Source organism: Arsukibacterium sp. MJ3 (assembly GCF_000987765.1).
Lineage (GTDB): Bacteria > Pseudomonadota > Gammaproteobacteria > Enterobacterales > Alteromonadaceae > Alishewanella.
In genome coordinates this window covers 154,064-180,040 of record NZ_LAHP01000005.1, presented here as the reverse complement: position 1 = coordinate 180,040, position 25,977 = coordinate 154,064, and the positions used below count along the sequence as shown (strand labels likewise).

At 46.1% G+C, this 25,977-nt stretch carries 22 protein-coding genes; 4 read left to right on the top strand and 18 right to left on the bottom strand.

Translation table 11 applies throughout. The annotated features are described in order from the left end of the window. Window positions 1-112: 112 nt before the first annotated feature. Together VT06_RS05795 and VT06_RS18820 are read left to right on the top strand one after the other, a co-directional pair. On the top strand, window positions 113-370 hold the full coding sequence (locus tag VT06_RS05795) for a hypothetical protein (protein ID WP_046553381.1): 258 nt from the start codon (window positions 113-115) through the stop codon (window positions 368-370). Further along, a complete protein-coding gene (locus VT06_RS18820) occupies window positions 370-564 on the top strand; it encodes a DUF2970 domain-containing protein (protein ID WP_046553317.1) in 195 nt (64 codons plus the stop codon). Before VT06_RS05795 ends, VT06_RS18820 begins: the two co-directional genes overlap by 1 nt. Here VT06_RS18820 and VT06_RS05785 read toward each other — a convergent pair. From VT06_RS05785 to VT06_RS05745, 9 genes are all read right to left on the bottom strand, one after another. Continuing rightward, window positions 506-1,378, bottom strand: coding sequence for a Dam family site-specific DNA-(adenine-N6)-methyltransferase (locus VT06_RS05785; protein ID WP_046553380.1), 873 nt, complete (start codon window positions 1,376-1,378; stop codon window positions 506-508). The genes VT06_RS18820 and VT06_RS05785 overlap by 59 nt on opposite strands. Window positions 1,379-1,382: 4 nt before the next feature. After that, window positions 1,383-2,717 (bottom strand): SPOR domain-containing protein, encoded by a 1,335-nt coding sequence (locus VT06_RS05780; RefSeq protein WP_046553316.1) that lies wholly within the window; start codon window positions 2,715-2,717, stop codon window positions 1,383-1,385. Next, the gene (gene aroB / locus VT06_RS05775) at window positions 2,717-3,772 is read right to left on the bottom strand and encodes a 3-dehydroquinate synthase (protein ID WP_046553315.1); all 1,056 of its coding nucleotides are present in this window, start codon (window positions 3,770-3,772) and stop codon (window positions 2,717-2,719) included. The genes VT06_RS05780 and aroB overlap by 1 nt, the downstream gene beginning before the upstream one ends. Before the next feature lie 19 nt (window positions 3,773-3,791). After that, the gene (gene aroK / locus VT06_RS05770; RefSeq protein ID WP_046553314.1) at window positions 3,792-4,310 is read right to left on the bottom strand and encodes a shikimate kinase AroK; all 519 of its coding nucleotides are present in this window, start codon (window positions 4,308-4,310) and stop codon (window positions 3,792-3,794) included. A 166-nt stretch (window positions 4,311-4,476) separates the two neighbouring features. After that, a complete protein-coding gene (locus VT06_RS05765; protein ID WP_235357368.1) occupies window positions 4,477-6,471 on the bottom strand; it encodes a type IV pilus secretin PilQ in 1,995 nt (664 codons plus the stop codon). A gap of 90 nt (window positions 6,472-6,561) precedes the next feature. Beyond that, window positions 6,562-7,098, bottom strand: a complete 537-nt coding sequence (locus VT06_RS05760) for a pilus assembly protein PilP (protein WP_046553312.1) — start codon at window positions 7,096-7,098, stop codon at window positions 6,562-6,564. After that, the gene (locus VT06_RS05755) at window positions 7,095-7,694 is read right to left on the bottom strand and encodes a type 4a pilus biogenesis protein PilO (RefSeq protein WP_046553311.1); all 600 of its coding nucleotides are present in this window, start codon (window positions 7,692-7,694) and stop codon (window positions 7,095-7,097) included. The genes VT06_RS05760 and VT06_RS05755 overlap by 4 nt, the downstream gene beginning before the upstream one ends. After that, window positions 7,691-8,287 carry a PilN domain-containing protein gene (locus tag VT06_RS05750; protein ID WP_046553310.1) on the bottom strand — a complete coding sequence of 199 codons (597 nt, stop codon included), beginning with the start codon at window positions 8,285-8,287 and terminating at the stop codon, window positions 7,691-7,693. Before VT06_RS05750 ends, VT06_RS05755 begins: the two co-directional genes overlap by 4 nt. Then, window positions 8,275-9,354 carry a pilus assembly protein PilM gene (locus VT06_RS05745; RefSeq protein ID WP_046553309.1) on the bottom strand — a complete coding sequence of 360 codons (1,080 nt, stop codon included), beginning with the start codon at window positions 9,352-9,354 and terminating at the stop codon, window positions 8,275-8,277. The genes VT06_RS05750 and VT06_RS05745 overlap by 13 nt, the downstream gene beginning before the upstream one ends. A 225-nt stretch (window positions 9,355-9,579) precedes the next feature. On the opposite strand from VT06_RS05745, the gene VT06_RS05740 reads away from it, so the two are divergent. After that, the gene (locus tag VT06_RS05740) at window positions 9,580-12,156 is read left to right on the top strand and encodes a penicillin-binding protein 1A (protein ID WP_235357367.1); all 2,577 of its coding nucleotides are present in this window, start codon (window positions 9,580-9,582) and stop codon (window positions 12,154-12,156) included. A gap of 78 nt (window positions 12,157-12,234) precedes the next feature. Here the strand turns inward: VT06_RS05740 and argH are convergent, their stop codons facing one another. The 9 genes from argH to metB all read right to left on the bottom strand — a co-directional run bounded on the left by argH (window position 12,235) and on the right by metB (window position 25,366). Then, window positions 12,235-13,617: an argininosuccinate lyase gene (gene argH, locus VT06_RS05735; protein ID WP_046553307.1), complete on the bottom strand. Its 1,383-nt coding sequence runs from the start codon at window positions 13,615-13,617 to the stop codon at window positions 12,235-12,237. A 5-nt stretch (window positions 13,618-13,622) separates the two neighbouring features. Continuing rightward, window positions 13,623-14,828, bottom strand: a complete 1,206-nt coding sequence (locus VT06_RS05730) for an argininosuccinate synthase (RefSeq protein ID WP_046553306.1) — start codon at window positions 14,826-14,828, stop codon at window positions 13,623-13,625. Between the two features lie 7 nt (window positions 14,829-14,835). After that, on the bottom strand, window positions 14,836-15,750 hold the full coding sequence (locus VT06_RS05725; protein ID WP_046553305.1) for an ornithine carbamoyltransferase: 915 nt from the start codon (window positions 15,748-15,750) through the stop codon (window positions 14,836-14,838). 70 nt (window positions 15,751-15,820) lie between these two features. Further along, entirely contained in the window at window positions 15,821-16,591 is a 771-nt protein-coding gene (argB, locus tag VT06_RS05720; RefSeq protein WP_200897914.1) for an acetylglutamate kinase, read from the bottom strand. Further along, window positions 16,588-17,619 (bottom strand): N-acetyl-gamma-glutamyl-phosphate reductase, encoded by a 1,032-nt coding sequence (gene argC / locus VT06_RS05715; protein ID WP_046553304.1) that lies wholly within the window; start codon window positions 17,617-17,619, stop codon window positions 16,588-16,590. Before argC ends, argB begins: the two co-directional genes overlap by 4 nt. Before the next feature lie 123 nt (window positions 17,620-17,742). Beyond that, window positions 17,743-20,598 carry a ligand-binding sensor domain-containing diguanylate cyclase gene (locus tag VT06_RS05710; RefSeq protein ID WP_046553378.1) on the bottom strand — a complete coding sequence of 952 codons (2,856 nt, stop codon included), beginning with the start codon at window positions 20,596-20,598 and terminating at the stop codon, window positions 17,743-17,745. Window positions 20,599-20,767: 169 nt separating this feature from the next. Beyond that, the gene (gene metF, locus VT06_RS05705; RefSeq protein WP_046553303.1) at window positions 20,768-21,661 is read right to left on the bottom strand and encodes a methylenetetrahydrofolate reductase; all 894 of its coding nucleotides are present in this window, start codon (window positions 21,659-21,661) and stop codon (window positions 20,768-20,770) included. 19 nt (window positions 21,662-21,680) lie between these two features. After that, complete coding sequence (gene metL / locus VT06_RS05700) at window positions 21,681-24,086, bottom strand: bifunctional aspartate kinase/homoserine dehydrogenase II (protein ID WP_046553377.1); 2,406 nt, start codon at window positions 24,084-24,086, stop codon at window positions 21,681-21,683. Window positions 24,087-24,091: 5 nt separating this feature from the next. Then, window positions 24,092-25,366 carry a cystathionine gamma-synthase gene (metB, locus tag VT06_RS05695; RefSeq protein ID WP_046553302.1) on the bottom strand — a complete coding sequence of 425 codons (1,275 nt, stop codon included), beginning with the start codon at window positions 25,364-25,366 and terminating at the stop codon, window positions 24,092-24,094. Window positions 25,367-25,549: 183 nt separating this feature from the next. Between metB and metJ the strand changes: the two genes are divergently transcribed. After that, complete coding sequence (gene metJ, locus VT06_RS05690) at window positions 25,550-25,885, top strand: met regulon transcriptional regulator MetJ (RefSeq protein WP_019675723.1); 336 nt, start codon at window positions 25,550-25,552, stop codon at window positions 25,883-25,885. The last annotated feature ends 92 nt before the right edge of the window (window positions 25,886-25,977 follow it).

The following is a 25,977-nucleotide window of genomic DNA, read 5'->3' as shown; positions in this document are numbered from 1 at the left end:
CAGCTAGCAGCTAACGTCGTAACCAAGCTGTACGTTTAATGACCAGCTTGTATCACATTAGCAGATGCTTTACACTCAGCAAATAGTGATGAAAGCGTTAACTGGATTTAACATGAAAATTACCTTTAGTAGTAAAGCGTTGGCTACAACAGCAGCAGCCTTGGTTTTAACCATAAGTGCCGTTGGCTACTTTAACACCAGCCCGCATTGTGAAAATGCCAGTAACCAAACTAACAGTGATGTTTGCCTGAATGTACAACAAAATTGGTTAGGCTGGATAAAGGGTGATAGCCGCTCTACTCAGTTTCATTTTGTTGATTTTCTCGAACTACTAAACCGCCTCACCCCAAACAGCACAAAATTACAATAATGGCAGCTACCAAGGCTAATACCTGGCAGGTTGTTAAAGCAGTTTTGGGTGCTTTTATTGGTGTGCAATCTGAAAAACAACGGCAACAAGATTTCCAATCTAACAGTATCCTGCCCTACATCATTGTAGGTATTATTACTGCTTTGCTGTTTGTAGCAGCACTTCTGCTGACGGTGAACCTGGTACTGGGTTAGCTGAATACCAAGCAAATAGTTCCGCCACTTTTCCTCTGCCTGCTCCATTTTGACTAATCGAGCGCCCAACCTGAATGCTGTGCAATATGGCTTGTTGGTAAATTTTACGGGTCCATGTTGTGTCATGATTACTAATCAGCACGTTATGGCCGTTGCGTTGCGCTTGCTCTGCTAAATTAGCCAATTGCGCCTGATCATCAAGGTTAAAACCCTGCCTGGCATAACTAGTAAAACTGGCTGTTTTGCTAAGAGGTACATAAGGTGGATCACAATACACCACTGCATCGGCAGAAAGCTCAGCAAATACCTGTTGGTAACTAGTACAACTAAAACGGGCTTTTTGGGCTTTTTCGGCAAAAAAGTATAATTCAGCCTCTGGAAAATAAGGCTTTTTATAACTACCAAAGGGGACATTAAACTTACCCGATAAATTATAACGACACAGGCCGTTATAACCGTGCCGATTTAAATACAGAAATAACAAGGCGCGCTGATAAGGATCACTAGTGGCGTTAAATTCCTGACGAAAATCAAGATAACTATTTTTCTGGTTGGCACTGGCACAAAATAAGCTGCGGGCATCCACTACAAAAGCATCAACTCTATGTTGGACTATCTGATAAAGCTGAATTAAATCTGCATTAATATCGTTTAGTACATAACGTTGATAGTGGGTATTTAAAAAGACCGAGCCGGCACCGACGAAGGGCTCTACCAGTTCCGGGCCAGCGGGTAACCGTTTTAGCAACTCTGGTACCAAGCTATATTTACCACCAGCCCACTTTAGAAAGGCCCGATTTCGGGGCGCGTTCACCACATTATTCCTGCATCAGCTGCTCGGCACGCAAGCGTGCTAAGGCTTTAATTTCTTGCTGCACGGCGGCAACTGGCTTTATAAAAGGCTCAGCTGCTCGAATAGGCTCAGCTAACGCCATTCTACCCTGACGAGCGCTGCCGTTATCAGAGTAATGTGCTTCCGCCAAAACTACCCACTGTAATTTTCCTTGCCAACTACGTTGATATACAACCAGCCTGATGTCAGGATAAGCTTGCTGAAAACGAGCTACAGCAGTAGCAGAAGACAATACTGCTAACTGAATAACCTTTTGATCGGCAGCTAACGCTAACAATTGCGCTTCCTGGTATAAACCTTCAATCAAAGCAGCAGGCATTTGTTGTACCGAAGCAACGACTTCCGGTGTCTCAGTTTGCTCTGGCGCAATAAATGACTCGGTGCTACTTGTCTGCAAAGGCATGTCTATTAGCTCGAGGGTATCTTGCGGCTCAGACTCGGGACTGGCAAGTAAATCATTAGCGAGCTCAGGGCTGTTAGTAAGCTCAGAACTGGCAAGTAACTCAGAAGCTGGCTCCTTACTTGCTATTAGCTCAAGGGCAGGCTCTGGGCTGTTAGACATCACTATTTCAGCTGTTACATCGGGTGGGGATATTTTGTCAGTTATAGCTAAATACCAACTCAGAGCACCTGCAATCAGCACAAGCATAATTGCTAAGGGTAAAACCCATGATACGGCAAAAAAACGTTTCTGCTCAGCTGTTTTAATCAAAGCAGTATGCAGTAAGTGCATATTGCCCGCGCTAGCAGCAAAGCGTTCAGCTATCATTAATGCATCTAACGACTTTTTATCTAGTATTATGCTAGCATCTTGTAACGTCGGTACATTAATACTTAAGTTAAGCGCCATAGCAGTAGAGGGCTGACTCAACATAAAGAAGCCGCGACAATCAAGTTGCAATAACATGTCACTGGCGCTGCGACTAAACTGATTGAAATTATCCACAATTAACAAAAATGGTAAACTATCAGCATCTGCTTGCGCCATCAGGGCAGCTAGAACAGGCGGTGCTGCTAGTGAATCGGTTGCGCCCTGCCCATACCATTGCTGTAATAATTGTGCTTTAAGTTCCGACTCAGCCAGTGGCCCATTTAATAATGCTACATTCGCTTGTTCTGAAAACAACTCGGCCAGCACCAGTGCCAGCGTTGATTTACCACTGCCCTCAGCACCTACCAGCCCAATACTCTGAAAATCATTAAATGCCAGTTGAAATAGCAAGCGGTTTAATAATTCATGTTGTGAGGGGAGTAAATGGCCTAACTCGGCAACATGACGTTGTAAAACCGTTGTATCCATTAAGCAAAGACCTGAAGCAATTCAGTCTCAGTGATATCGTCCACTATTACAGCTTGGCCTAATGCGGCCATTAAAACAAAGCGCATCTGACCATCTTTAACTTTTTTATCCGTTTTCATAAAAGGCAGAAAATCAGCTATTTTCATAGTTTCGGGTGCCGCTAACGGCAATGTAAAACACTGCAACGCACTGCGAACAGCTGCCACATCTTGTTGGCTAATCCAACCTCTGTGTGCTGAAAGTTGTGCAGCCATCACCATACCAACCGCAACGGCCTCGCCATGTAACCACTTACCATAACCCATAAACGCCTCAATGGCGTGACCAAAAGTGTGGCCAAGGTTTAGCAGTGCACGCTCGCCTCGTTCCGTTTCATCACGACTAACAATATCGGCTTTCATCTGACAACAATGCTGAATCATCTGAGCGATAATAGCTGGCTGTTGGTTAGTAATCTGTTCGCTATGTTTTAGCAACCAGTGCAAAAAATCGACATCACCTAATAATGCATATTTAATAACTTCAGCCATGCCAGCTGCAAACTCACGTGGTGGTAATGTTTTAAGCGTTGCAGTATTAATGATGACCTGTTCTGGCTGTTTAAAAGCGCCAACCATATTTTTACCCAGCGGATGATTGACTGCGGTTTTACCACCGACAGAAGAATCAACCTGAGCTAACAAACTGGTAGGTATTTGCATAAACCTGACACCGCGCTGATAACAGGCGGCAACGAAGCCAGTAAGATCACCGATAACACCACCGCCCAGCGCTACCAGCAATACATCACGAGACATCCTGTGTTCTAGCAAAAACGATAAAACTGTCTCAAATGAGTTAAGCGTTTTAAATTCTTCGCCATCTTCTATCAGAATATGATGCGATGCTGCACTGAATAATGCGCTGACTTGTTGCAAATATAGTGGGGCAATGGTGGGGTTTGAAACAATAACAACTTGCTTAGTGTTTGCCAGGATTTCAGACAATGAGCTGAAATCCGTATTGATATCTATCGGGTAGCTGCGCTCGCCAAGTTTGACATCAACTTTTTGCATTTGCAGCTCCCTGTTGTCGTTAAAAACCTAATTGCTCTATAATTTGGTTAGCTACTGCCCGGGCACTTTGCTCGTCAGTCCGTACCGTAAAATCAGCAATTTCTTCATAAAACGGGTTTCGTTCAGCAGCAAGTCGCTCTAACACTTCTTTAGGTGCTTCCTCAGTTTGAAGCAAAGGCCGGCGTTTGTCGCGCTGAGTTCGTGCCACTTGCTTTTCTATAGGCGTTTCTAAATACACCACTATGCCCCTGGCGGATAAACGGTTACGAGTCTCTTTACTTATTACTGAACCACCGCCAGTTGCCAGAACGATACCCTGAAGCTCAGTTAAATCCTCGATTACTGTTTCTTCACGCACTCTGAAACCATCTTCACCTTCCAAGTCAAATACCCAGGCTATATCTGCGCCGGTACGGCGTTCAATTTCCTGATCTGAATCGTAAAAGTCAAGATGAAGCATGTCTGCTAAATGACGTCCGATAGTGCTTTTGCCTGCGCCCATTGGGCCAACAAGGAAGATATTACGTTTTTCTGCCATATGTCGTAGTGCTAAATCAGCTTACTCAATGAAAAGTTGAATTGAAGGACCAAAAGGCTCCCGCGAAAATTTGACGCGCCGAATTATGTCAGTAATAGCCTTTCGTTGGCAAGTTAAATCTGACTTGATTCGGGAACCACCTCATGACTCCCGAATCAAATAGGCTTTACTGACCCTCTGTCAGAATTCTAGGTGTAACAAAAATAAGCAGTTCGTTCTTCTCATTTACGTCACGTTTTGACCGGAATAATGCACCAACATATGGAATATCACCGAACATAGGCACTTTAGAAACGGTCGATAAAATTTGCTGTTGATAAATACCGCCAAGCACAATCGTCTCACCGTTATCCACTAGTACCTGAGTTTTAATTTGTTGGGTATCAATGGCCGTTGCCGGGCCAGTAGGGGTTTGAACCGTTTCGCCACGGGTATTCTGAGTAATCACTAAATCAAGAATAATTTTATTATCCGGAGTGATTTGTGGCGTTACCGTAAGACTTAACACGGCTTTTTTGAATTCTACCGTGGTAGCACCGCTGGAAGCAGCCTGCACATAAGGTATTTCAACACCTTGCTCAATTCTGGCTTCTTTCTGGTTCGAGGTAGTAATACGCGGGCTGGCAATAATCTCGCCTTTATTTTCTTGCTCAAGTGCTGATAATTCAAGGTCAAGTAAAGTGCCGTCAGCTAATCGGGCAACGTGAAACGCTATACTACCTGCCGGATTCTGAATGGGCAGGTTAACATTCCAACGGTCATCAAGAGCCGGAAACTGCCCAGTAGAGATAGCGTTAGAGCCAGTAGCATTACCCGACACACCGCGATTACCGCCACTAGTGCTTTGTTGATCACTAAAGCCCCAGCGAATACCCAATTCATCAGTAACACTGTCACGTACCGTCACCATTCTTGACTCAATCAATACCTGGCGAACCGGTACGTCAAGCCGTCCAATCAGCTTACGCACGCTTTCAATATTACGAGCGGTATCTTTAATTAAAATAGTGTTAGTGCGATTATCTACCACCACACTGCCGCGACTGGACAATAACGTCGCATCACGGTTAGATAATAAGCCTGCTAAATCAGCAGCTTTTGCATAGTTTATGGTTAAATAATCTGAGTACAATGGCTCAAGATCTTCTACTTGTTGCTTGGCCTCAAGTTCACGCGCTTCGCGAGCTGACAACTCTTCGGTCGGCGCTACCATCAGAATATTACCGTCCATCCGTTTATCCAGGCCTTTAACCCGCAACACGATATCTAACGCTTGATCCCATGGCGTACCATCCAGGCGCAGAGTGATATTACCGGTTACCGAATCACTGGTTACCAAATTAAAACCGTTATAGTCAGCAATAATCTGTAATACCGTTCGAATTGGAATATCCTGAAAATTTAGGGAAATTGGCCGACCTTTATATTCACGACCACCGCCCAGCACGCTTCGGTTAGTGGTATCACGTTCTACATTCAAGGTGAAAATATTATCTATCTGCTGATAGGTATAAGTAAAAGCATCGCTGGTAGCAATTTCAAGCCGCGCTGATGCACCATCTTTAAAGGTTTCAATGCCAGTAACTATGGTACCGAAATCCATAACATCTAACTGATATAATAATTCATCGGGAATATCGGTGTTATGGAACTCTATCAGTAGTTTGCCAGCACGCTCGCCCACATCAACCGCAGCCGTATTCTCGCGAAGAAACACCAATACTCGGCCTTCACCTTTTTCGCCACGGCGAAAATCAATCGCTTGTAATCGGTTAATGTAAGTGGGTGTTACGTCAGCTGCCTGACCAACCTGCTCTGCAGTAGGATTATCTGAAATGTGCATGTAAAACACATTGCCACGAACCCGGGTGCGATAAATTTTAAGGTAATCAAGATAAATCGTCGTTTTAAAACCCTCACCAACAAACTCCGATTTAACTTTTTTTACCCCAGCTTTATCAATTAATACTTCTTCCAACTTTTCTTCGTAATCGGAGTTATCAAAGTAAAGTTCAATCCGGGCGGGCTCGTTAAACACCTGAATACTAGGATCAGTATAAAGATCCTCATCGAAAATAAACTCGATCTCGGTTTCGCCGGTGAGCAAAGGGTTATATCTGATATCATACAGCAACGGTACTGCTGCTGCGGGGAGAGCCAACAGCAAAAATCCTGCCACAGCTAGCCGTGTGCCGATGATTCCTCGTGAAATTCTTTTGATTATTTTATCCATGATATACTCGCACACCTATCAATTACTCGTCATTGCTGAAGTTTCAACCATTTGCAGCATAGTCGTCCGCTCTTTCCAGCAACCTGCACCATCTGGGATCAACTCTAACAATTCAACATGGGTAGGTTCTACATTAATTACCCGGCCATGAAACAATCCAACATAATTACTAAGGGTAATCCGATGCAAGGTTTTATCAGATGCTTCTATCAAAGCCCAGATATTACCGGTATCACCCAAGGTACCACGCATTTTAAGGTTATCCAGCGCGTACTTTTCTAAAGGTTCTTTGCTGCGGCGTGGGTCTGGATGCAAACAGTCTTGCACTTGCAAGAAACGATCCTGAACTGCTTCAGGCCTTGGTTCAGAAAACGGACTACGGCTATTTTGAGAGACGTAAGCAATATGTTCAAATTCCTGTACTTCTGGTAATGGTTCTACCCTTGGCTGGGTATTGGTTTTTACAGAATCCATATAACTCTGAACTTCACTCAGGTCATCAAAACAACCAGACAATAAGGTGGCAACAGACACTGCCAAAATGAGCTTTCTCATTGTGCAGTCTCCTTATATCGATAGGTTTTAGCCGTAACATTAAAACGTAATCGCTCATTTTTTTCGGTCTGAATAGAAAAATCGTGCAAGCTGACAATACGTGGTAACTTCGCAACTTCACTAACAAAATTGCCAAATTGGTGATAATCCCCCACTACGTCAATTTTAATCGGCAGTTCAGTATAAAACTCTTTTTCAATTTCTGGTTCCCAATTAATTCTTAAAAAGGTTAAACCACTGGTAGTACCTACATAAGTAATATCGTCCAGTAAGCCTGGAGTTTCATGAGTAGTAGGAAGCTGTTTTAGCAAAAAAGAAAACGTATTTTCCATTTCTACCATTTGTTGCTTATACAAATCGAGTTTCGAGGCTGAAGCATAGCGCGAACGAAACACCTGACGTAATTCAGTTTCCTTTACCTTCGCACCATTAAGCTCGTCAATTTTGCTATCAATCAACATAAAATAGCTAATAGTTCCTACTAAAGTCGCCAAAATAATGGCAAAAATAACTTTAGCGGCAACAGGCCAGGAGCCCATGTTTTCAATATCAAGATCATTGATATCAATTTCAGACAGGTTGAAATTCAGACTCATCGTGCACCCCCTCTTGTACTGGGTGTAACTGGCTGGCTATCCAGCACTGCTTCATACCCTTTGACAGTAAGATGCATTTTAAAATTACTCAGTAACCGTGATTCATCTTTACCGGCTTCAATAAACTCTAACAATGGACGGGACAGCAACTCAGAATTTTCTGAATCACGTAACATGGTAGACAAGCGGTTATTGGATTCGCTGCGACCAATCAGCAACAAATCAGAGCCTTTTTTCTCTAATTGCGTCAGATAAATTCCTGATGGTACTACCCTGGCGATTTCAGACATAATCTCTGTACCTAAATTGCGACTTCCCTGCAATTGTTCAATCAAGTTCATCCGCTGTTGCAGGCTTCGCTTCGTTTCATCTAAGGCACTAATTTCAGCAATTTTTTGGTCGAGGATCTTAATTTCATTTTCCAGATAACGATTTCGTTGGTACTGGCCATCAATCATGCTGCTGTAAACCATATTGATCAGAAAAAAAATCAAAAAACTAAACACTGCGGTCATTGCCAGCATAGTGACATATTGTTTTTGCTTTTCTTTGCGCGCAGCTTCACGCCAGGGCAGTAAGTTTATATATGCCATGATGAAAAACTCCGTAAGGCCAGGCCACTGGCAACCATAAGTTGCGGGGCGCTTTTGTTTAATTGCTCACGATCGACTGAGGTGGCGACATCAATGGTTTTAAATGGGTTTGCCACTACAGTATGAATACCCAACTCATCTATCAAAAGTTTATCAATACCTTCGATAAGGGCAGTACCACCAGATACGATCAGATAATCAACAGCATCACGGCCGCTGCTCGTAAGATACATCTGAATACCACGACGAATTTGCTGCAGTAGCATCGTTTGAAAAGGAGCCAACACCTCAAAGGTATAGTTTGGAGGTAAATCACCACTTACTTTAGCTAATTCCGCTTCATCATAGCTTTTATTGTAATATGACAAAATACTGCGGGTGTATTGTTCGCCACCAAATGCCTGATCGCGGGTGTACAAGGTTTTGCCTTTTTCCACAATACTTAGCAAGGTCATGGTTGCGCCAATGTCAACCAGCGCCACCACTTTACCCGCAGCGTCATCCGGTAGTTGTTTTAAGCATAAAACTGCTGCACGGCTTAAAGCGTAACTTTCAACATCCACTAATTTTGCGTTAAAGCTACCATTTTCTAAAGCGGCTACCCGAGCTTCGACACTTTCTGTGCGAGCGGCACTTAGTAACACGTTTACTTTAGACGGGTCCGATTCGTTAACATCAAGCTTTTCAAAATCCAGGCTAACTTCATTTAGCGGATAAGGAATTAATGTGTCGGCTTCGACTTCAATCTGACTTTCCAGTTCAGCATCGGTTAATGACACATCCATAAAAATGACTTTACTGATTACGGTGGATCCAGAAACCGCAGCAGCTGCAAATTTGACTGACCTTGGGATCTTCTTACGGATCTTACCGATCACATTGCCAACCGCTTCAATATCCTGGATCTCGCGATCAGACATTGCGCCTTTAATCATTGGCTCAACAGCAAAGGCTTCAACCTTATACTGATTACCATGTTGGCTTAACAGCACAGCCTTGACGGAGTGGGCACCGATATCGATACCTACCATCATAGGTGTTTGTTTACTTAACAGGCTTTTTATCATAGCTTCCTGTGGCCATTTTATAGTTATGATTATTATTGTCGTATTCTTAGCTCAGACACTATTTTTTAGCAAGAAAAAGCGTTTCATCGACAGCCAATAAATATATACTAGCAGCGTTGTTAAGGAATTGGGAGTAAAAATTGGGGTTATTCAGTGTCTTGGGTTAAAAAACTTTTAATAATCGGTCTGGTCTGTTTTTCCTCAGGGATCCTGACGATCGCGGCGATGTACTTATATGTCAAAAATGATCTTCCCGACGTCACTACCTTGAAAGAAGTGAAGTTGCAAACCCCAATGCAGGTTTACACGGCTGATGGCGAACTTATTTCTCAATTTGGTGAGAAACGACGGATCCCTTTAAAACTGGATGAAATGCCACCTTTACTAGTTCAGGCGTTCTTAGCTATTGAAGATACTCGATTTTATGAACACCCCGGCATAGATATTATTGGCATTATGCGCGCCGTTACTGTCGTGGCATCATCCGGTGATTTCAGTCAAGGTGCCAGTACAATTACTCAGCAATTGGCCCGTAATTTCTTTCTTAGCCGGGAAAAGAAGCTGATCCGGAAAGTGAAAGAAGTCTTTTTGGCGTTTCGAATTGAGCAATTACTTGAAAAAGACGAAATTTTAGAGCTTTACCTAAATAAAATTGAATTAGGCCATCGTTCCTTCGGTGTTGGTGCCGCGGCTCAGGTTTATTTTGGTAAAACGGTAAACGAACTTAGCCTGGATGAAATTGCTATTATTGCCGGCTTACCGAAAGCGCCTTCTATACTTAATCCGATTCGCTCACCAGCCAATGCCAAAAAACGTCGCGATATTGTATTAACCAGAATGCGCGCCATAGAGGTTATTTCAGAACAAGAATATCAAACTGCACTTGCCGCACCCATTACCAGTAAGTTACATGGCGCTCAAATTACGGCTTCAGCACCCTATATAGCTGAAATGGTTCGTCAACAAATGGTGCAACGCTTTGGTGAGGAGATTGCTTACTCTGAAGGCTATAAGGTATTCACAACTATTAATAGCAAAGAGCAATTTGCCGCCAAGCAAGCATTACAACAAAACTTATACCAATACGATGAACGCCACGGCTACCGTGGGCCCGAAGCGCAACTGTGGCAATCTGAACTTATTGCAACAGATGCAGCACCAGACAACGATGCGTTGTTTAATGAAACTGACCGTCCGGACCATGCGGCTGTTATCGCTTACCTCAGTAAACAACAGGGTATAGAAGACTTATTACCGGGAATAGTACTCAGTGTCAGCCTTAATACGGCGGAAATAGTGCTTGCCAGCGATCAAACTATTACGCTGCAATGGGATGGTTTAAAATGGGCCAGAAGCTTTATAACCGATGAGCGGCAAGGTGTAGCGCCTAAAAGTGCTGCAGCAATTTTGGCACCAGGTATGCATATTCTGGTACGTCAGCAAGATGAGCAATGGCGGTTAAGTCAGGTACCGCTTGCCAGCGGCGCTTTGGTAGCCATTAACCCTAAAGACGGGGCGGTGCAGGCATTAGTTGGTGGCTATAGCTTTAGTCAAAGCCAGTTTAACCGGGCAACTCAGGCAAAACGTCAGGTTGGCTCCAATATTAAACCCTTTATTTATTCTGCTGCGCTGGAGCACGGTTACACGCTGGCCTCAATAATGAACGATGCGCCTATTCATCAATGGGATGAAAATGCCGGCATTGCATGGCGTCCACGTAATTCACCGGCCGTTTATGATGGCCCAATTCGTATTCGTGAAGCGCTGGCAAAATCTAAAAACGTGGTGTCAGTGCGCCTACTGCGTGGGGTTGGTATAGATGCTACCATTGCCCATTTACAACGTTTTGGTTTTACCGCCAGCGATTTACCCCGCAATGAAACCTTATCGCTTGGTTCCGCCTCGTTAACTCCACTTGAGCTGGTAGCTGGTTATGCCGTTTTTGCCAATGGTGGCTTTTTAGTCACGCCATTTGTGGTGGCGCAGGTGGTCAATGAACAGGGCGACGTGATTTATCAGCACCAACCGCAGATGGTGTGTGCCGACTGTGATGTTGAAACACAAGGTGAGGCCTCCGATAATAGTAAATTGGCTACTGCAAAAACAGCAGAGAATGTTGAGCCAGATATCGACAACGAGCAGCAATTATTTGACCTGCTAAATACCCTGCAGCAAACAGAACAAAATACTGAAAGCTCTGAACTTGCAGCAGTTAAACCAGCAGAACGGGTAATTAGTAGCCAGAATGCTTTTTTAATAGCAGATGCGCTAACCAGCAGCATATGGGGCGGCGGCGACTGGCGACAGGGCACTGGCTGGAATGGCACAGCTTGGCGGGTACAAAGTTTAAAACGGCGGGATATTTCAGCGAAAACAGGCACCACAAATGATTCAAAAGACACCTGGTTTTCTGGTTTTACTGCTACTAGCGCGGTTACTACCTGGGTGGGGTTTGATGATTCAAATCGCAGCCTAGGTCGGGCGCAGTGGCATGCAAACCTGGGGCAAGAACAGAGTGCTGGTACTGAATCGGGTGCTCGAACGGCTCTGCCTGCCTGGCTGGATTATATGGCACAAATATTACCCAACTATTCAGAAAGCGGCCTACAAGCACCCACTGGCTTGTCTTCAGTGCGAATTGATTTAGCTAGCGGCTTACTCAGTCGCAGTAACGACCACACCAGCAGTTTTGAATATTTTAAAATAGGATCAGAACCCACTCAATACAATAAAAGTAATGTGCAACAGATCCATTTTGATAATAATAAGAAAGCGGAACCCGACGAGTCAGAATTGTTTTAACTGTCCTATCAGCCATTTAGTGTCAACACTACAATATAAAACCGGCAGCAGCTAACTGCCGGTTTTATAAATAGTTTCTTATATCAGCTTAGTAAACCAACTTTTAGCGTCAGACAATGCCTGCATTACCTTAACGGGCGCGGTGCCCGCCAATGCACATCGTCTTGCCATACCCGCTTCTAATGTTAACGCCGGATAAACATCTGCACTGATTAACAGGCTCACCTGCTGCATTTGATCCAGGCTCAGCGCCTCCAATGGTTGCTGCTGGCGCGATGCGACTAACACCAGTTCGCCGGCACACTCATGAGCGTCACGAAACGGCATCCCCTTACTCACCAGGTAATCTGCTAAGTCGGTGGCATTGCTATACCCCAGCTCTGCTGCCTTGCGACATTGTTCGCGGTTTACAGTTAAGTGCGGTAGTACTGTTGCCAATACCATCAAAGATTGCTGCCAGCTGTGCATCAGATCAAAAAAACCTTGCTTGTCCTCCTGCATGTCCTTGTTATAAGCTAGGGGTAAACCTTTTAATACATGCAAAATCGCCACTAAGTGGCCCAGTACCCGGCCAGTTTTACCCCGTAACAATTCAAACACGTCCGGGTTTTTCTTCTGCGGCATTAACGATGAACCAGAGCTGATGGCATCACCCAGTTTAAAAAAGCCGGCCTCACCTGAGCAGAAAAAAATTACATCTTCCGACAAGCGCGATAAATGGGTCATACAAAGGCTGGCTGCGGCAGAAAGCTCAACCAGATAATCACGGTCTGATACCGCATCCAGACTGTTCAACGCCGCGTTGGCAAAACCTAATTCCTTTGCCAATACCAGGCGGTCAATAGCAATGCCGGTTCCCGCCAGGGCACCGCAGCCCAGTGGGCAGCTGTCCATCCTAACCAACGCATCATCTAACCGGCCTAGATCACGCTTAAACATTTCAACATAAGCCAAAGCCCAATGCGCTACCAGTACCGGCTGCGCCCGCTGTAAATGGGTAAAACCGGGCATCACCGCCTGCTCTGCCTGCTGTGCGAACTCTAACAATGCCGCTATAGCAGCCAGTAATGATTGTCGTACCGAACCGGCTTGTAAACGGGTCCATAAGCGTAAATCGGTAGCAACTAAGTCATTGCGGCTGCGGCCAGTATGCAGTTTTTTGGCAACACTACCGAGTTTAGCGGTTAGCTGGCTTTCTACCCAACTATGAATATCTTCTTCCTGACTTTGCAGCGGTAAACGCGGATCAAGCTTTAACGCCGCCGCTAAGTCTGCCAGCCCCTGATCCAACTGCTGTGCTTCATTATTGTTAATAATACCTGCCTGTACTAATCCTTTAGCCCAGGCCCTTGAAGCGGCGATATCTTGCTGTGCCAGTAAATAGTCAAAACTAAGTGAGTCATTAAAATCACGAAACTCGCTCAATGTTGCCTCAGTAAAGCGTCCTCCCCACATGGTCATAACGCTTATCCCTTCTGTTGATGTAAAGCACGGATCCGACTGGCCAGACTGTATAGCCGGATAAACCCTGCCGCATCTTTCTGATCATAAACCTCGTCACCTTCAAAGGTCGCGAAAGCTTCAGAATACAAAGTATTGACTGAACGGCGTTTCGCTACGGTGACATTACCTTTATATAACTTCATAACCACTTCACCGCTTAACTGCTCTGCCAGCGACGTTGCAGCGGCCAGCAATGCATCTTTTAACGGCGTAAACCATCGGCCGTCATAGACCAGTTGCGCAAACTCCAGGCCAATTTCTTCACGGTATTTTAATGAGCTACGATCATAAACTAACGCTTCCAGCCCCTTTAATCCGGCCAGTAAAATGGTGCCGCCCGGCGTTTCATAACAACCGCGTGATTTCATACCTACCAAGCGGTTTTCAACAATATCAATGCGACCAATACCATGCTCAGCACCAATTTGGTTTAATAATTCTATAGCGGCCACGCCATCAAGTTGCTGGCCATTAATACTGCTTAACTGTCCCCGTTCAAACACTAATTCAACATAAGCAGAATGATCTGGCGCCTGCTCGGGTGACTTAGTCCACATCCACACTTGCTCTGACGGCTCACACCACGGATCTTCCAGTTCGCCGCCTTCATGCGAAATATGCCACAAGTTGGCATCACGACTGTAAATCTTGGTAGCAGAAGCCGTGGTGGGTACATTTTTTTCAACCAGATAATCCAGCAACGATTGGCGAGAGGTAAACTGCCATTCGCGCCATGGCGCAATAACTTTTAACTGCGGTGCCAAAGCAGCAAAACAGCTTTCAAACCGCACCTGATCATTACCTTTACCGGTACAACCATGACATAAGGCATCAGCCCCCAGCTCTAATGCCAGTTTTACCTGAGCCCTTGCAATAACCGGCCGGGCCATTGACGTACCCAGTAAGTACTGCCCCTCATACACCGCACCGGTTTTTAGCGTGGGGTAAATCACCTCATTCACTAATTCATGACGTAAATCGACCACATAGCAGCTGCTTGCTCCGGAATTAATGGCTTTTTGCTCAACACCATTTAACTCTTCGTCGCCCTGGCCGACATTGGCGACAAAGGCAATAACTTCGCAGTTATAGTTATCTTTTAACCAAGGCACGATAGCCGACGTGTCTAAACCACCCGAGTAAGCCAACACTACTTTTTTAACACCCATTGTTACCTCAACTAAATAAACTGACTAAAACGGCATTCTGCGCATGCATGCGGTTTTCTGCTTGCTGCAACACCAAAGAATAATCGCTGTCGAGCACCTCGCTGGTCACTTCCTGACCGCGATGCGCTGGCAAACAGTGCATAAAATGTTTTACCGCTAAACGCTGCATCACGGCAGTATTAATTTGATAATCAGCAAATAACTGACCAACCTGCTTAGGATCAGCTTTAGCGCCCATCGAAAACCAGGTGTCGGTATACAGCGCATCAACCCCGGCTGCTGATGACAAATGCTGACTTAATATCAAATTAGCACCACTTTTCAGCGCCAGCTGCTGTGCCTTTAACAATACATGGGCATCAGGGCCAAAACCTGGAGGGGTGATAACCGTTAAGTCCATGCCCATAATAGCTGAGCCCAACATTAACGAATGACAGACATTATTACCATCGCCAACAAACGCCAGATGCACGTTACTTAACTCACCAAACTGTTCCTGTAAGGTCAGTAAATCTGCTAGCGCCTGACAGGGATGATACAAATCACTTAAGGCGTTAATTACCGGTTTTTTGCTGCTATGGGCCAGTTCCAGCAAGGTTTTTTGTGAAAACACCCGAGCTACAATGGCATCGGTCCAGCATGCCAGATTACTACCAAAATCCTCTACCGACTCACGCACACCCATGGCGCCGTTTTGCAAATCCAGGTAAACGCTATGGCCACCAAGCTTATTAATACCAACGTCAAAGCTTACCCGGGTGCGTAAAGAGGGTTTTTCAAATAACAGGGCAATACTTTTACCCGTCAGCGCAGTACTAAAATGCGCTGGATTGCCCTTGATTTTCACGGCTAAATTCAGAATATCGCTAAGTTGGGTCCGTTCCAGTTCAGCTAAACACAGCAGCTGGCTTAATTTACTCATAAAACACGCTGTAATCCGCTAGGCGGTTTCCTGATTAAAGCCGATGGTGGCTAATTACACCAAGGCAGGTTTAAAATAAAATGCAGGTGCCGACTGGCTCATTCCGCATCAGTTTTAATAAATTTTCTGGCTCCTTCCAGCCCGCGACAATAATATTACGTTGTAACGCCTGACCTGTTTCCAGTGCCGCATCCAGCTTCACTTTCATGCCACCTTTAATAACCCCGCTGGCTACCAGCTCTGCCGCACCAGCAGGGCTTAATTCCGCAATAAGCTGCATCTGACTATCTAAAATACCCGGAACGTCAGTCAATAATACTAACTCACCCTGCACCAGCTGACAGATAGCCGCCGCAGCCAAATCCGCATTCACATTTAGCAACTGTCCTTCACTGCCAATTCCGACCGAACTGAACACCGGCGTAAAACCCTGTTGCAGTAATATATTGACCAGTTTTGCTTCACCGGCTCTAGCTAAGCCAACGGCACCCAGCCGGGTATTGAGGGTAAACTGCAAACTGCCTCCGGCAGACAGATTTAACCCCACTGGATTTAACTGTTGCAGCATGGCGCGGCTAACCAATTCTGCATTAACTGCCCCATCCAATGCACCGCAAATAATCGGCATCTGCTCGGGCGGTGACACCCGTTGGCCATCAATTTTTTCAGTGGTAAAGCCAAACTGTGCCAGCCATTGATCAACCTGATCGCCGCCACCATGCACGATAATTACCGGCCGTTGTTGTTTAAGCTGCCGGCATACGGCTAGCAAGGCATCCATCGCAGCCCGCTCCTGCAATAGCCGACCACCCATTTTTATGACGATGGGTAAGGTTTTCAAACTACCACCCCGCTGAATAAGCCTGCCGTTTCTGGTTTACCAAAGCGGATATTTGCCGCCTGCATTGCCTGGGCAGCGGCACCTTTTAGCAGGTTGTCGATAGCAGAGACCACGATGAGTTGCTCCTCGTCCTGTTGCCAATACAGATCGCAATAGGGTGTCCCTACTACATTGGCGATATTGGGAGAGTGGTTTAACAACCGCACTAATGGTTTGTGCTGATAGGCCTCGGTAAAAACTTGTTTGACGTGTTCAGCACTAACATTGGGCTTTAACGTCACCACACTAGTTGCCAGAATACCTCGTTTAAAATTACCAAGATGTGGCGTAAAAACCACTTTTCGACCTAGATTTTGCTCAATTTCAGGACGATGCCGGTGCCCAAAAAAGCCATACGCATTTAAACCAACTTCGCAAAATGAAGTATTAAGGGTAGCTTTACGGCCCGCTCCGGACACACCACTGGTCGCATTAATTACCGGAATGCAATGCTCAGCAATCAATTCTGCTTTTACTAATGGCAATAATGCCAGCGAACAGGCGGTTGGGTAACACCCCGGCACCGAGATCAAATTGCCCGGAGTTTGCTCTAACCACTCCATCAAGCAATACACAGCGTCAGCCAACAACTCAGGATGCTGATGTTGATAACCATAATACTTCGGATAAAGTTGCGGCTGTTTAAGTCGAAAAGCACCAGATAAATCAACCACCACAATGCCGGCAGCCAGTAACAGCGGGGTTATCGCTTCGCTTGCTTCATGCGGTAAGGCCAAAAACGCTACGTCAACATTCAGGGTGCTGATGCGCTCGTCGCGCCAGGGCTCGACCACAATATCGATAGCATTGGTGAAACGTGGATACAGATTACTGAGCGGCTCAGCGATTCGGCCCGCCGACGCAAAAGCATGCTCCAAACTAAAATGAGGGTTGGCTACCAGTAAAGCACATAATTCAGCACCACTGTAACCTGCGGCGCCCAAAACAGCACACCGGATTTTTTTTTCAGAATAAGACATCACAGACATGTTAAGCACACTCTATTGCAAAACCAGCTAATTGTTATAGCATAAATCGGCTGCTAGTGTAGAACGACAAACATGCAGAATCAACAATAATTATGCTGTTTTTGTGAATTTTTATCTATTTTATTATGAGGTATCTATCGGATCGGAAGGTTGCACAACCACCGTATTACGGCCTTGATTTTTAGCTTGGTATAATGCCCGGTCTGCATCAATAAGCAGTTGTTTACCATCATCTTTGCTACCAAGCTGTGCTAAGCCGACACTCAGGGTTACGGTTAAGTCTGGCACCAGGTCTGCCATGCTGGTGCTGGCAACCTGCTGACGTAACCTGTCACATACTTCTGCTGCTTTAGCTATTGAGGTATTAGGCAATAAAATTACGAATTCTTCGCCACCCCAGCGTGCCAGTGAGTCGATATCCCGGCAATGCAGCTGCAACGTAATGGCAATTCGTTTTAACACGTCATCCCCCACCGAATGTGACCAGTTATCGTTGACCTGTTTAAAATGATCAATATCCAGAAGCGCCAGACACAATGGTTCTTTTTGGCGCTTAGCCCGTTTTAGCTCATGTTGCATGGCTTCATCAAAAGCCCGCCGATTAGCCAGACCCGTTAATGAATCTAATCTGGCTAATGCCGCCAACTCGGTAGTTTTTTCTGCTACCTGTAATTTTAGTTTTATTTCACTACGTTTTAAACTGCCTAAACGCCAACGTACTGCGGCTATTACTACAACCACCAGCAGAAACAAGACTAAAAACTGAAATAACGGCCGCTGCCAATAATGTGGCGCTATGCTAAAAGATACTGATGCGGCAACCGGGCTCCAGCCACCATCAGGGTAGGATGCAACAACATTAAAACGATAAGGCCCCGGTGCCAGGTTAGTATATTGCACGTTACTTTGTGGACCACGAAACACCCAATCTTGCTCATAACCTTCTAACATGGTCCGGTACTGAATACGCTGTGGCATAATATAACCCAGCCCAGCATATTCGAGCTCTATCCGACTAGTACCCGCGGCAAAATCAATATGCTGTTCAGGTATATACGGCTGCCCATCGGCTAACAGCTTTTCTAAAACTACTGGCGGTATTATGGCAGAAAATGACGAAAGTCTGGCCGGTTGCACTTCACTGACCCCAACCGATGTGGCTACCCACACCGAACCATCGCTATGCAGGCTGGCCGCTGGCGATGAACCGCCATTGGCCTGCGCACTGATCATACCGTCACTTTCACCAAACAATTCATAGTTAATCTGGTCGCGTCGGCCATAGACCACGTCTAACGCTTGCTGCCGACTAAAATGCAACACGCCACGATTGCTTGAAATCCAAAACTGCTGTTGCTTATCAATAACCAGTTGAAACAATTTGTCAAAAGGCATGCCGTGATTACGGCCAATTAATGCCAGCTGCTCACTGGCTAAATCAAACGCGACCAAACCACGGTCAGTGGTCATCCAAAGAATGCCAGCAGCGTGGTCCTCTACAAAACCAAAAGCATATTGGGCCAGGTCAAGATCCGCAAAATTGAGTTGGCGCACCGTGTCGTTGTGCCAAATTGACACGCCTGCACCGCTGCCAATAAATACCCGCCCATCACTGGTTTGATACAACGCCATGATAAAAGGCGATGGTAACAACGCTGCCGGTACGGGTGTAGTTAACTGGCCATTTTTGATTAAATTGACACCCTGGGCAGTACCGACCAATACTGCACCATCCGCCATCGGCAGTATTGCCCGCACTTCATTCGCCGCCAAGCCATCTTCGGTGCGATAATGAGCGATAACCTGCTCATTAGCATAGTGCAACAGGCCGTCGGTGTAGGTGCCTATCCATAAATGCTGCGCCTGACCTAATGCCAGGCTAAGTACTGATTGGCCTTTGGCATGTGACGATAAATCGATATTGCTGATATTGCCATCACAAATCCGGTCCAGCCCACGGCTACTGCCTACGTAAACACAGTTTTTGCCATCTGACAGCACTGTCCGCACGTAATTATCTGCCAAGCCTTGTTTGGTGGTGTAGGTGGTAAATGGCGCATCACGCAACCGAAAAACCCCACCATTGGTACCAACCCAAAGGCTGTGCTCTTTATCTCGCAATAAGGCTAATATCCGGTTGTTTGGTAGGCCTTGCTCTATACTCAGTTGTTCAAGTTTATTCTGGTATAGTCGCAATAAACCACGGTCGACAGTACCTATCCAAAGCCCACCAGAGTCTTCAGGTAGTAACGTTGACACCGGCACATCTGCAAGTAACTGCACGAGTTGCTGCTGTTTATTAAGTTTATATAACCCGCTTTCAGCACCAATCAATAGTTGCTGATCGTCGCCCGCCGCCAGCGCAAACACCGGGCTGGTTAGCGTATCGTGAAAGGGCGTACTTAGCATTAGGTTGGCGTCTATCATTGCCAGACCAGCGGCTGTACCTACCCAAATCTGGCCCTGAGTATCTTCATATAAGCTATGCACGGCATTGGCAGGTAAACCATTGTCTTGGATGAATTGACGCCGACTGCCATCGGGGCTTTGCAATATCACCCCTTCACCTTCTGTTGCCAGCCAAAGCCGCTGGACACTATCTACCAGCACCTTGTTAATTAGTACGCCCAGCGGTGGATAACTTTGCCAATGGTGACCTTTAACCCTGGCGATACCCCCCCGCGAGCCCGCCACGAGTAAATCGCCATTGCTGGCAACAGTGAGTGCCCGAATACCAGAATCAGGTAAACCGGTGAGTTCACTACGTTCGAAAATATCAAACTGACGCCCGTTAAAGCGGGCAACACCTTCCCAGGTAGCAAACCACAAATAACCGTCAGGTGTTTGCGCAATGGCGTTAATAGTGTTGTGAGGTAAACCGTGAAAGGTACTCCAGCTTTCACTGAAGTAGTTATCAAAACTGACAACAGTCGCATCATTAATAACGGTTTTATTGATAACAGTATCGTCTGCTGCCATAACTGTAAACGATAGCAAACCAATTACCAGGCAAATCTGGTACCCAATACGGTATCTGCAAACAGTTAACCACGGCATTCGCCAATCCCTGCTTCTAATTAAACGACACAAGCAACAGTTAGATTACCGTTTTTGCTATGACATGGGAAGTCTAGTGCAATAGCCATTGCTAAAGTACCGGCCGCACTCCCAGTAAATGACAAATAGCATAACTTAGTTCACTGCGGTTAAGTGTATAAAAATGAAACTGAGCAACGCCCTCGCGGCTCAATACTTTCACCATCTCCATAGCAATATTAGCCGCCACCAGATTTCGGGTTGTGGGGTCGTCATCCAAGCCTTGATAAGCTTTATTCATCCAGTCTGGAATCGCGACATTGGTCAGCCCGGCAAACTTTTGTAATTGCTGAAAATTAGTTACCGGTAAAATACCCGGAATAATGTCAACATCAATACCAATAGCAGCACAACGATCGCGATAACGTAAAAACTTTTCACTATCAAAGAAAAACTGCGTAATAGCCCTTGAGGCACCAGCATCAACTTTACGTTTTAAGTTTAATAAATCGAATTGGGCATTTGGTGCTTGCGGATGCACCTCAGGGTAAGCCGCTACCGAAATATCAAAGTCAGCTACTGAACGTAATATCTCAACTAAATCTGTAGCATACAACTCTGGCGTTGCCGTGCTATTGACTGGTAAATCCCCCCGTAGGGCCACAATATGCCGAATGCCATTATCCCAGTAATCTCTGGCAATATCGATAAGCTGTTGTTTCGTCGCATCGACACAGGTTAAATGCGGTGCGGCAATTAAACCAGTGCGTTGCTTAATCGACTTTATAATGTCATGGGTGCGGTCACGTTCGCCAGAATTAGCACCGTAAGTCACCGACACAAAAGACGGCGTCAACGGTGCCAGTCGCTCAATCGACTGCCACAATGTTTGCTCCATTTGTGCGGTTTTAGGCGGGAAAAATTCAAAACTTACATTCACCTTCCCCTGCACATCCTGCAGATTCCGGTTTATTGCGTCCAAGTATTGGGCATTTGCAAAGGCCATAATTATTCTCGTTAAGCCATCAGGCTAAGTGGCGTGAGCCAGTTAAAATAAGCTGTTGACACAACTGTGCTACATCAGCATGTATGCCACCGGCGGTAACTTGTTTGCCGGCACCCGGGCCTTTTAAGACCAATGGATTCGCGCTGTACCACTGGCTTTCAATTACAAAAATATTGTCGCATGGCGCCAATGCAGCCAAAGGCTCATCTGGTGCAACCTGCTGCAATGTTACTTGCGCCACAGGACCCGCGTCGGTGATGGTTAAACTGGCGGCATAACGCAGTAATTTGCCGGCAGCCTTCGCGGCGGTATACGCCTCACCAAGCATAGAATCCAGCAGCGCACGTTGTTGCCAAGCGTCTTGCCAACTTCCCGCAAGCAACGCTTCAGGCAGTAACGGCTGCAAACTTATCTGCTCAAGCTCTAAGGTCAAGCCCAGTTCACGCGCCAATACCAACAGTTTGCGCTGAACATCAACACCCGATAAATCATCACGCGGATCCGGCTCGGTAAAGCCCAGTTCAGCGGCTTGTGACAGCAAGCTAGAAAATGGCACGCTGCCATCAAACTGGCAGAGTAACCAGGATAAGGTGCCAGAAAACACCCCGCTAATTCGCGTAATGACATCACCGCTTTGTAACAGTGACTGCATCACTTGCTGTATGGGTATACCCGCACCAACGGTGGTATTGCTGCGCCAACTAAGCTGATGCGAAACCAGCGCTGCACGAATGGTGTTGTATTGGGTAACTGGCAGGGTAACGCCTTGCTTATTGGCACTAATGATATGACAACCGGCAGCAATAAAATCCGGATACTGATTAGCAAACTGCAAACTGGGCGTAATATCGACCAGCACCTTTGGCCCCGCTAGCTGTTGCACATATTGCAACAGCTGTTCAATATCATAGTTCTGATTATTATTAGTAAGTTCTGTTTGCCATTGCCCCGGCGGTAAATCGGGGCCCAGCCAGGCCTGACGCGAATTAAAAACTCCCGCCAGTTGCAGCGTTATGCCGGGCGCCAGTGCTTGCTGTTGCGCTGGCAGCATCTGTAAAAATTCAGCGCCTACATTGCCGGTACCGGCCACCAGCAATTGCAAAGCAGGCTTGATTATTACGCAGTGCTGATGGATCTGATTTAACTCTGCCACCGCTAACTCCTGTTTAAATAACCAAACAGCAAGTTGATCATTTTCATATTGATGCTGCACATCCAGCTGATGTAATAACTGACTTAACGTCATACTAACCTGCTGTTGGTTACTGGCTTTAAGCCACACCAGCGCAAAGTAGCTACAGGTATCCGCTAAAGGATGAGCACCTTGCTGCTGAAGTAGCTCTGCAGCTTGTGGCCAGCAGGCACTCGATAGCAACCAGCGCTGACAAGTGTGATCATCGGCGTTGTGAGACTGAGGCAACTCCACTACAGCAGCCTGTAATTGCCGTGCCAAGGTATCGGCACTAATAGCCGGATGAGTTGCCAGCGTAACCAAACTAACCTGAGATAAACTGGTTAAAAAAGCCTGCGGTGCGGCTTCAGGTTTTATGGCACAGCCAGGTTGCCCCGGCTGCAAGGTACTTCGGACATGTAAGGTGATCGCAGTGCCTTTAAGAGGCCCAAGGGTGCGGGCATGCAGCACGGAGTTACCCAGTTCTGCCAGCTGACAAGCTTGTCGTACATTCACTTCAAAGTAAGGAATAGCATTGGCGCATTTTCGTGGATCGGCACTGTATATGGCTTTTACATCCCGCCAGATACTCACACTATCAGCGCCCAGTAACGCAGCCAACAAGGTGGCACTGTAATCACTACCGTTACGGCCTAACGTAATACTGTTGCCCTGCTGATCGCGGCCAATAAAACCGGTTACTACCTTAATAACTGGCTGCTGGCGGTATGTGGACAATAACGCAGTGAGTAATGCTGAGCTAGCTTGCCAATCTGGCTTGGTTTGGTGAAACACTAAAAAATCGCGGGCATCGATTGCCACCGCCGGCCGGCCCTGCTCGGTTAATAGTAACGCTAACACGTTAGCTGATAACCACTCGCCTAGCGCCAACACCTCATTGGCTTGCTGGCGGGCTAGCCACGATGGTATTTGTTGCAATTTGGCACTAAGTTGCGCAACAACAGCTGCCGCAAGATGTGCGGGTAAGGTGGCTACAACCAGTGTCTGTAACTGCTGCGTTAGTGTAACCAGTGCCGAAGTAATATCATCTTTACAACGGTTACTGGCAATGATCGCCAACAAAGCATCAGTAGTGTCACCGGGTGCCGATACTACTATCCAGGGTAAACCAACTTGTTGCTGTACCACTGCAGCAACCGCATGAAAGCGCTCGGGCGTTGCTAGGCTATTACCACCAAATTTATGCACCGCCAATGAAAACCGGGGTGCTGTAGCCGTTAAATGCTGTGTCATTTCGCTTACCACATGGCCGAAAAAGCCGGATTTAACCGACATTGCTGATTTGTATTATCTGTGGCTGCCGCCTTACTGCTTGCGCGCTCGGTGTTATTACTGTTTTGCTCACTGGCCAGCCAATTGGCGACAGCATGAAAACCACGTTGTAAATCGGCAATAAGATCTACGGCGGCTTCGATACCAATTGATAAACGAATCAAGGTTGGGCCGATACCGGCAGTGTGCTGAGCAGTGGCACTCATAGACGCATGAGTCATGCTGCCTGGATGACAAATTAAACTTTCTATACCGCCAAGCGATTGCGCCAGGGTAAATAAGCGCAAGCTGGCAAAAAATAGTGGCAAGGCAGCGGCAGGTGCTGCTAAATCAAAACTGCACATCGCGCCAAAACCACTTTGCTGCGCTTTAGCCGTGGCATGACCAGGATGATCCGTTAGCCCGGGATAATACAATTTACTGACCAACGGCTGCTGTTGCAAAAAACTGACTAACTCACTGGTGTTTTGCTGCTGCAAATGCAAACGGGGTACCAGAGTCCTTAACCCCCGCAGTGTCATATAGCTGTCAAATGCTGGTCCGGTGACGCCTAAGCAATTTGCCCACCATGCTAACTCAGCACCAATTGTCGGATCTTTAGCCACCAGTACACCGCCGACAATGTCACTATGGCCATTAATGTATTTTGTGGTGGAATGCACCACGATATCAGCACCCAATTTGAGCGGCTGTTGTAATACCGGTGATAAAAAAGTGTTGTCCACTACGACGGTAGCCTTTAACGAAGCAGCCAGCTGACAGACCGCATTTACATCAGTAATTTGCAATAACGGGTTGCTGGGTGTTTCCAGCCAGATCATGGCAGGTTTAGCCGCCGCAACCTTCGCAGTCCAATCTGCCTGCTGAAAATTAACAATAACTACCTTAAACGCTTGTTTGCGCTCAGCCAGATTGGTAAACAAGCGATAGCTGCCACCATAACAATCATGCGGGATCACTAAGGTGTCGTCCGCTGTTAATAATTGCAATGCCAGCAAACAGGCCGACATGCCACTGCCGGTGACTATCGCTTTGGCGCCCTGTTCCAATTCACACAACGCGTCAGCCAGAATATCCCGGGTAGGATTGTTTGAGCGGGAATAATCATACTGGCCCGGCTGTTTAAATGCGGGCAGCTCGTACGTCGACGTTAAATATAATGGTGGGGTAACTGCACCAAACGCCGTATCCTGAGCGATACCGGCCCGAGCAGTGATGGTTGCAGCAGCTGATTGAGACATAACGACACCGTTTGGATGTTTAGACGTCTAAAAGTATAACAACCCAAAATTGGATGTCAAACCATTTAGCCGTCTATAATGATTATTTGTGGCTCACTATTGGACATGACGGTATAAAAAGTTAGAATTTGGCAACTGCGCAAGCAAATACGAATAACGATTATCATTAACTAAGGTATTTTTATGGCTAAATGGAATGGCGAATACATCCATCCTTATGCGGAACATGGTAAAAAGTCAGAACAAGTAAAAAAAATTACCGTTTCCATTCCGCTTAATGTATTAAAAGTATTAACCGATGAGCGCACCCGACGTCAGGTCAATAACCTGCGCCATGCGACTAACAGTGAATTATTGTGCGAAGCGTTTTTGCATGCTTTCACTGGTCAACCCCTGCCAGCAGACGAAGATTTGCGTAAAGATAATCCTCACCAGATCCCGGCCGAAGTACGGCAAATACTGACCAGCATGGGTAAACCCATTCCGGTAATTATTGAAGCGGATACCACCGAAGAGTAATCAGAATAATTCCGCTGACTTGATTAAAAAAACCGCCTTCAAGCGGTTTTTTTAATGTTTGTTAATGCAGAGCAGGCTATTTAGCCATGATG

Excerpts from the sequence above, each read along its gene's own strand:
- aroK (WP_046553314.1), bottom strand. The coding sequence starts at position 4,310 with ATGGCAGAAAAACGTAATATCTTCCTTGTTGGCCCAATGGGCGCAGGC.
- metJ (WP_019675723.1), top strand. The coding sequence starts at position 25,550 with ATGGCTAAATGGAATGGCGAATACATCCATCCTTATGCGGAACATGGT.
- argH (WP_046553307.1), bottom strand. The coding sequence starts at position 13,617 with ATGACCATGTGGGGAGGACGCTTTACTGAGGCAACATTGAGCGAGTTT.
- VT06_RS05740 (WP_235357367.1), top strand. The coding sequence starts at position 9,580 with ATGTACTTATATGTCAAAAATGATCTTCCCGACGTCACTACCTTGAAA.
- VT06_RS05760 (WP_046553312.1), bottom strand. The coding sequence starts at position 7,098 with ATGAGAAAGCTCATTTTGGCAGTGTCTGTTGCCACCTTATTGTCTGGT.
- metL (WP_046553377.1), bottom strand. The coding sequence starts at position 24,086 with ATGACACAGCATTTAACGGCTACAGCACCCCGGTTTTCATTGGCGGTG.
- VT06_RS05755 (WP_046553311.1), bottom strand. The coding sequence starts at position 7,694 with ATGAGTCTGAATTTCAACCTGTCTGAAATTGATATCAATGATCTTGAT.
- VT06_RS05725 (WP_046553305.1), bottom strand. The coding sequence starts at position 15,750 with ATGAGTAAATTAAGCCAGCTGCTGTGTTTAGCTGAACTGGAACGGACC.
- VT06_RS05730 (WP_046553306.1), bottom strand. The coding sequence starts at position 14,828 with ATGGGTGTTAAAAAAGTAGTGTTGGCTTACTCGGGTGGTTTAGACACG.
- metB (WP_046553302.1), bottom strand. The coding sequence starts at position 25,366 with ATGTCTCAATCAGCTGCTGCAACCATCACTGCTCGGGCCGGTATCGCT.
- VT06_RS05780 (WP_046553316.1), bottom strand. The coding sequence starts at position 2,717 with ATGGATACAACGGTTTTACAACGTCATGTTGCCGAGTTAGGCCATTTA.
- VT06_RS05750 (WP_046553310.1), bottom strand. The coding sequence starts at position 8,287 with ATGGCATATATAAACTTACTGCCCTGGCGTGAAGCTGCGCGCAAAGAA.
- argC (WP_046553304.1), bottom strand. The coding sequence starts at position 17,619 with ATGTCTGTGATGTCTTATTCTGAAAAAAAAATCCGGTGTGCTGTTTTG.
- VT06_RS05745 (WP_046553309.1), bottom strand. The coding sequence starts at position 9,354 with ATGATAAAAAGCCTGTTAAGTAAACAAACACCTATGATGGTAGGTATC.
- VT06_RS18820 (WP_046553317.1), top strand. The coding sequence starts at position 370 with ATGGCAGCTACCAAGGCTAATACCTGGCAGGTTGTTAAAGCAGTTTTG.
- aroB (WP_046553315.1), bottom strand. The coding sequence starts at position 3,772 with ATGCAAAAAGTTGATGTCAAACTTGGCGAGCGCAGCTACCCGATAGAT.
- VT06_RS05710 (WP_046553378.1), bottom strand. The coding sequence starts at position 20,598 with ATGGCAGCAGACGATACTGTTATCAATAAAACCGTTATTAATGATGCG.
- VT06_RS05795 (WP_046553381.1), top strand. The coding sequence starts at position 113 with ATGAAAATTACCTTTAGTAGTAAAGCGTTGGCTACAACAGCAGCAGCC.
- metF (WP_046553303.1), bottom strand. The coding sequence starts at position 21,661 with ATGGCCTTTGCAAATGCCCAATACTTGGACGCAATAAACCGGAATCTG.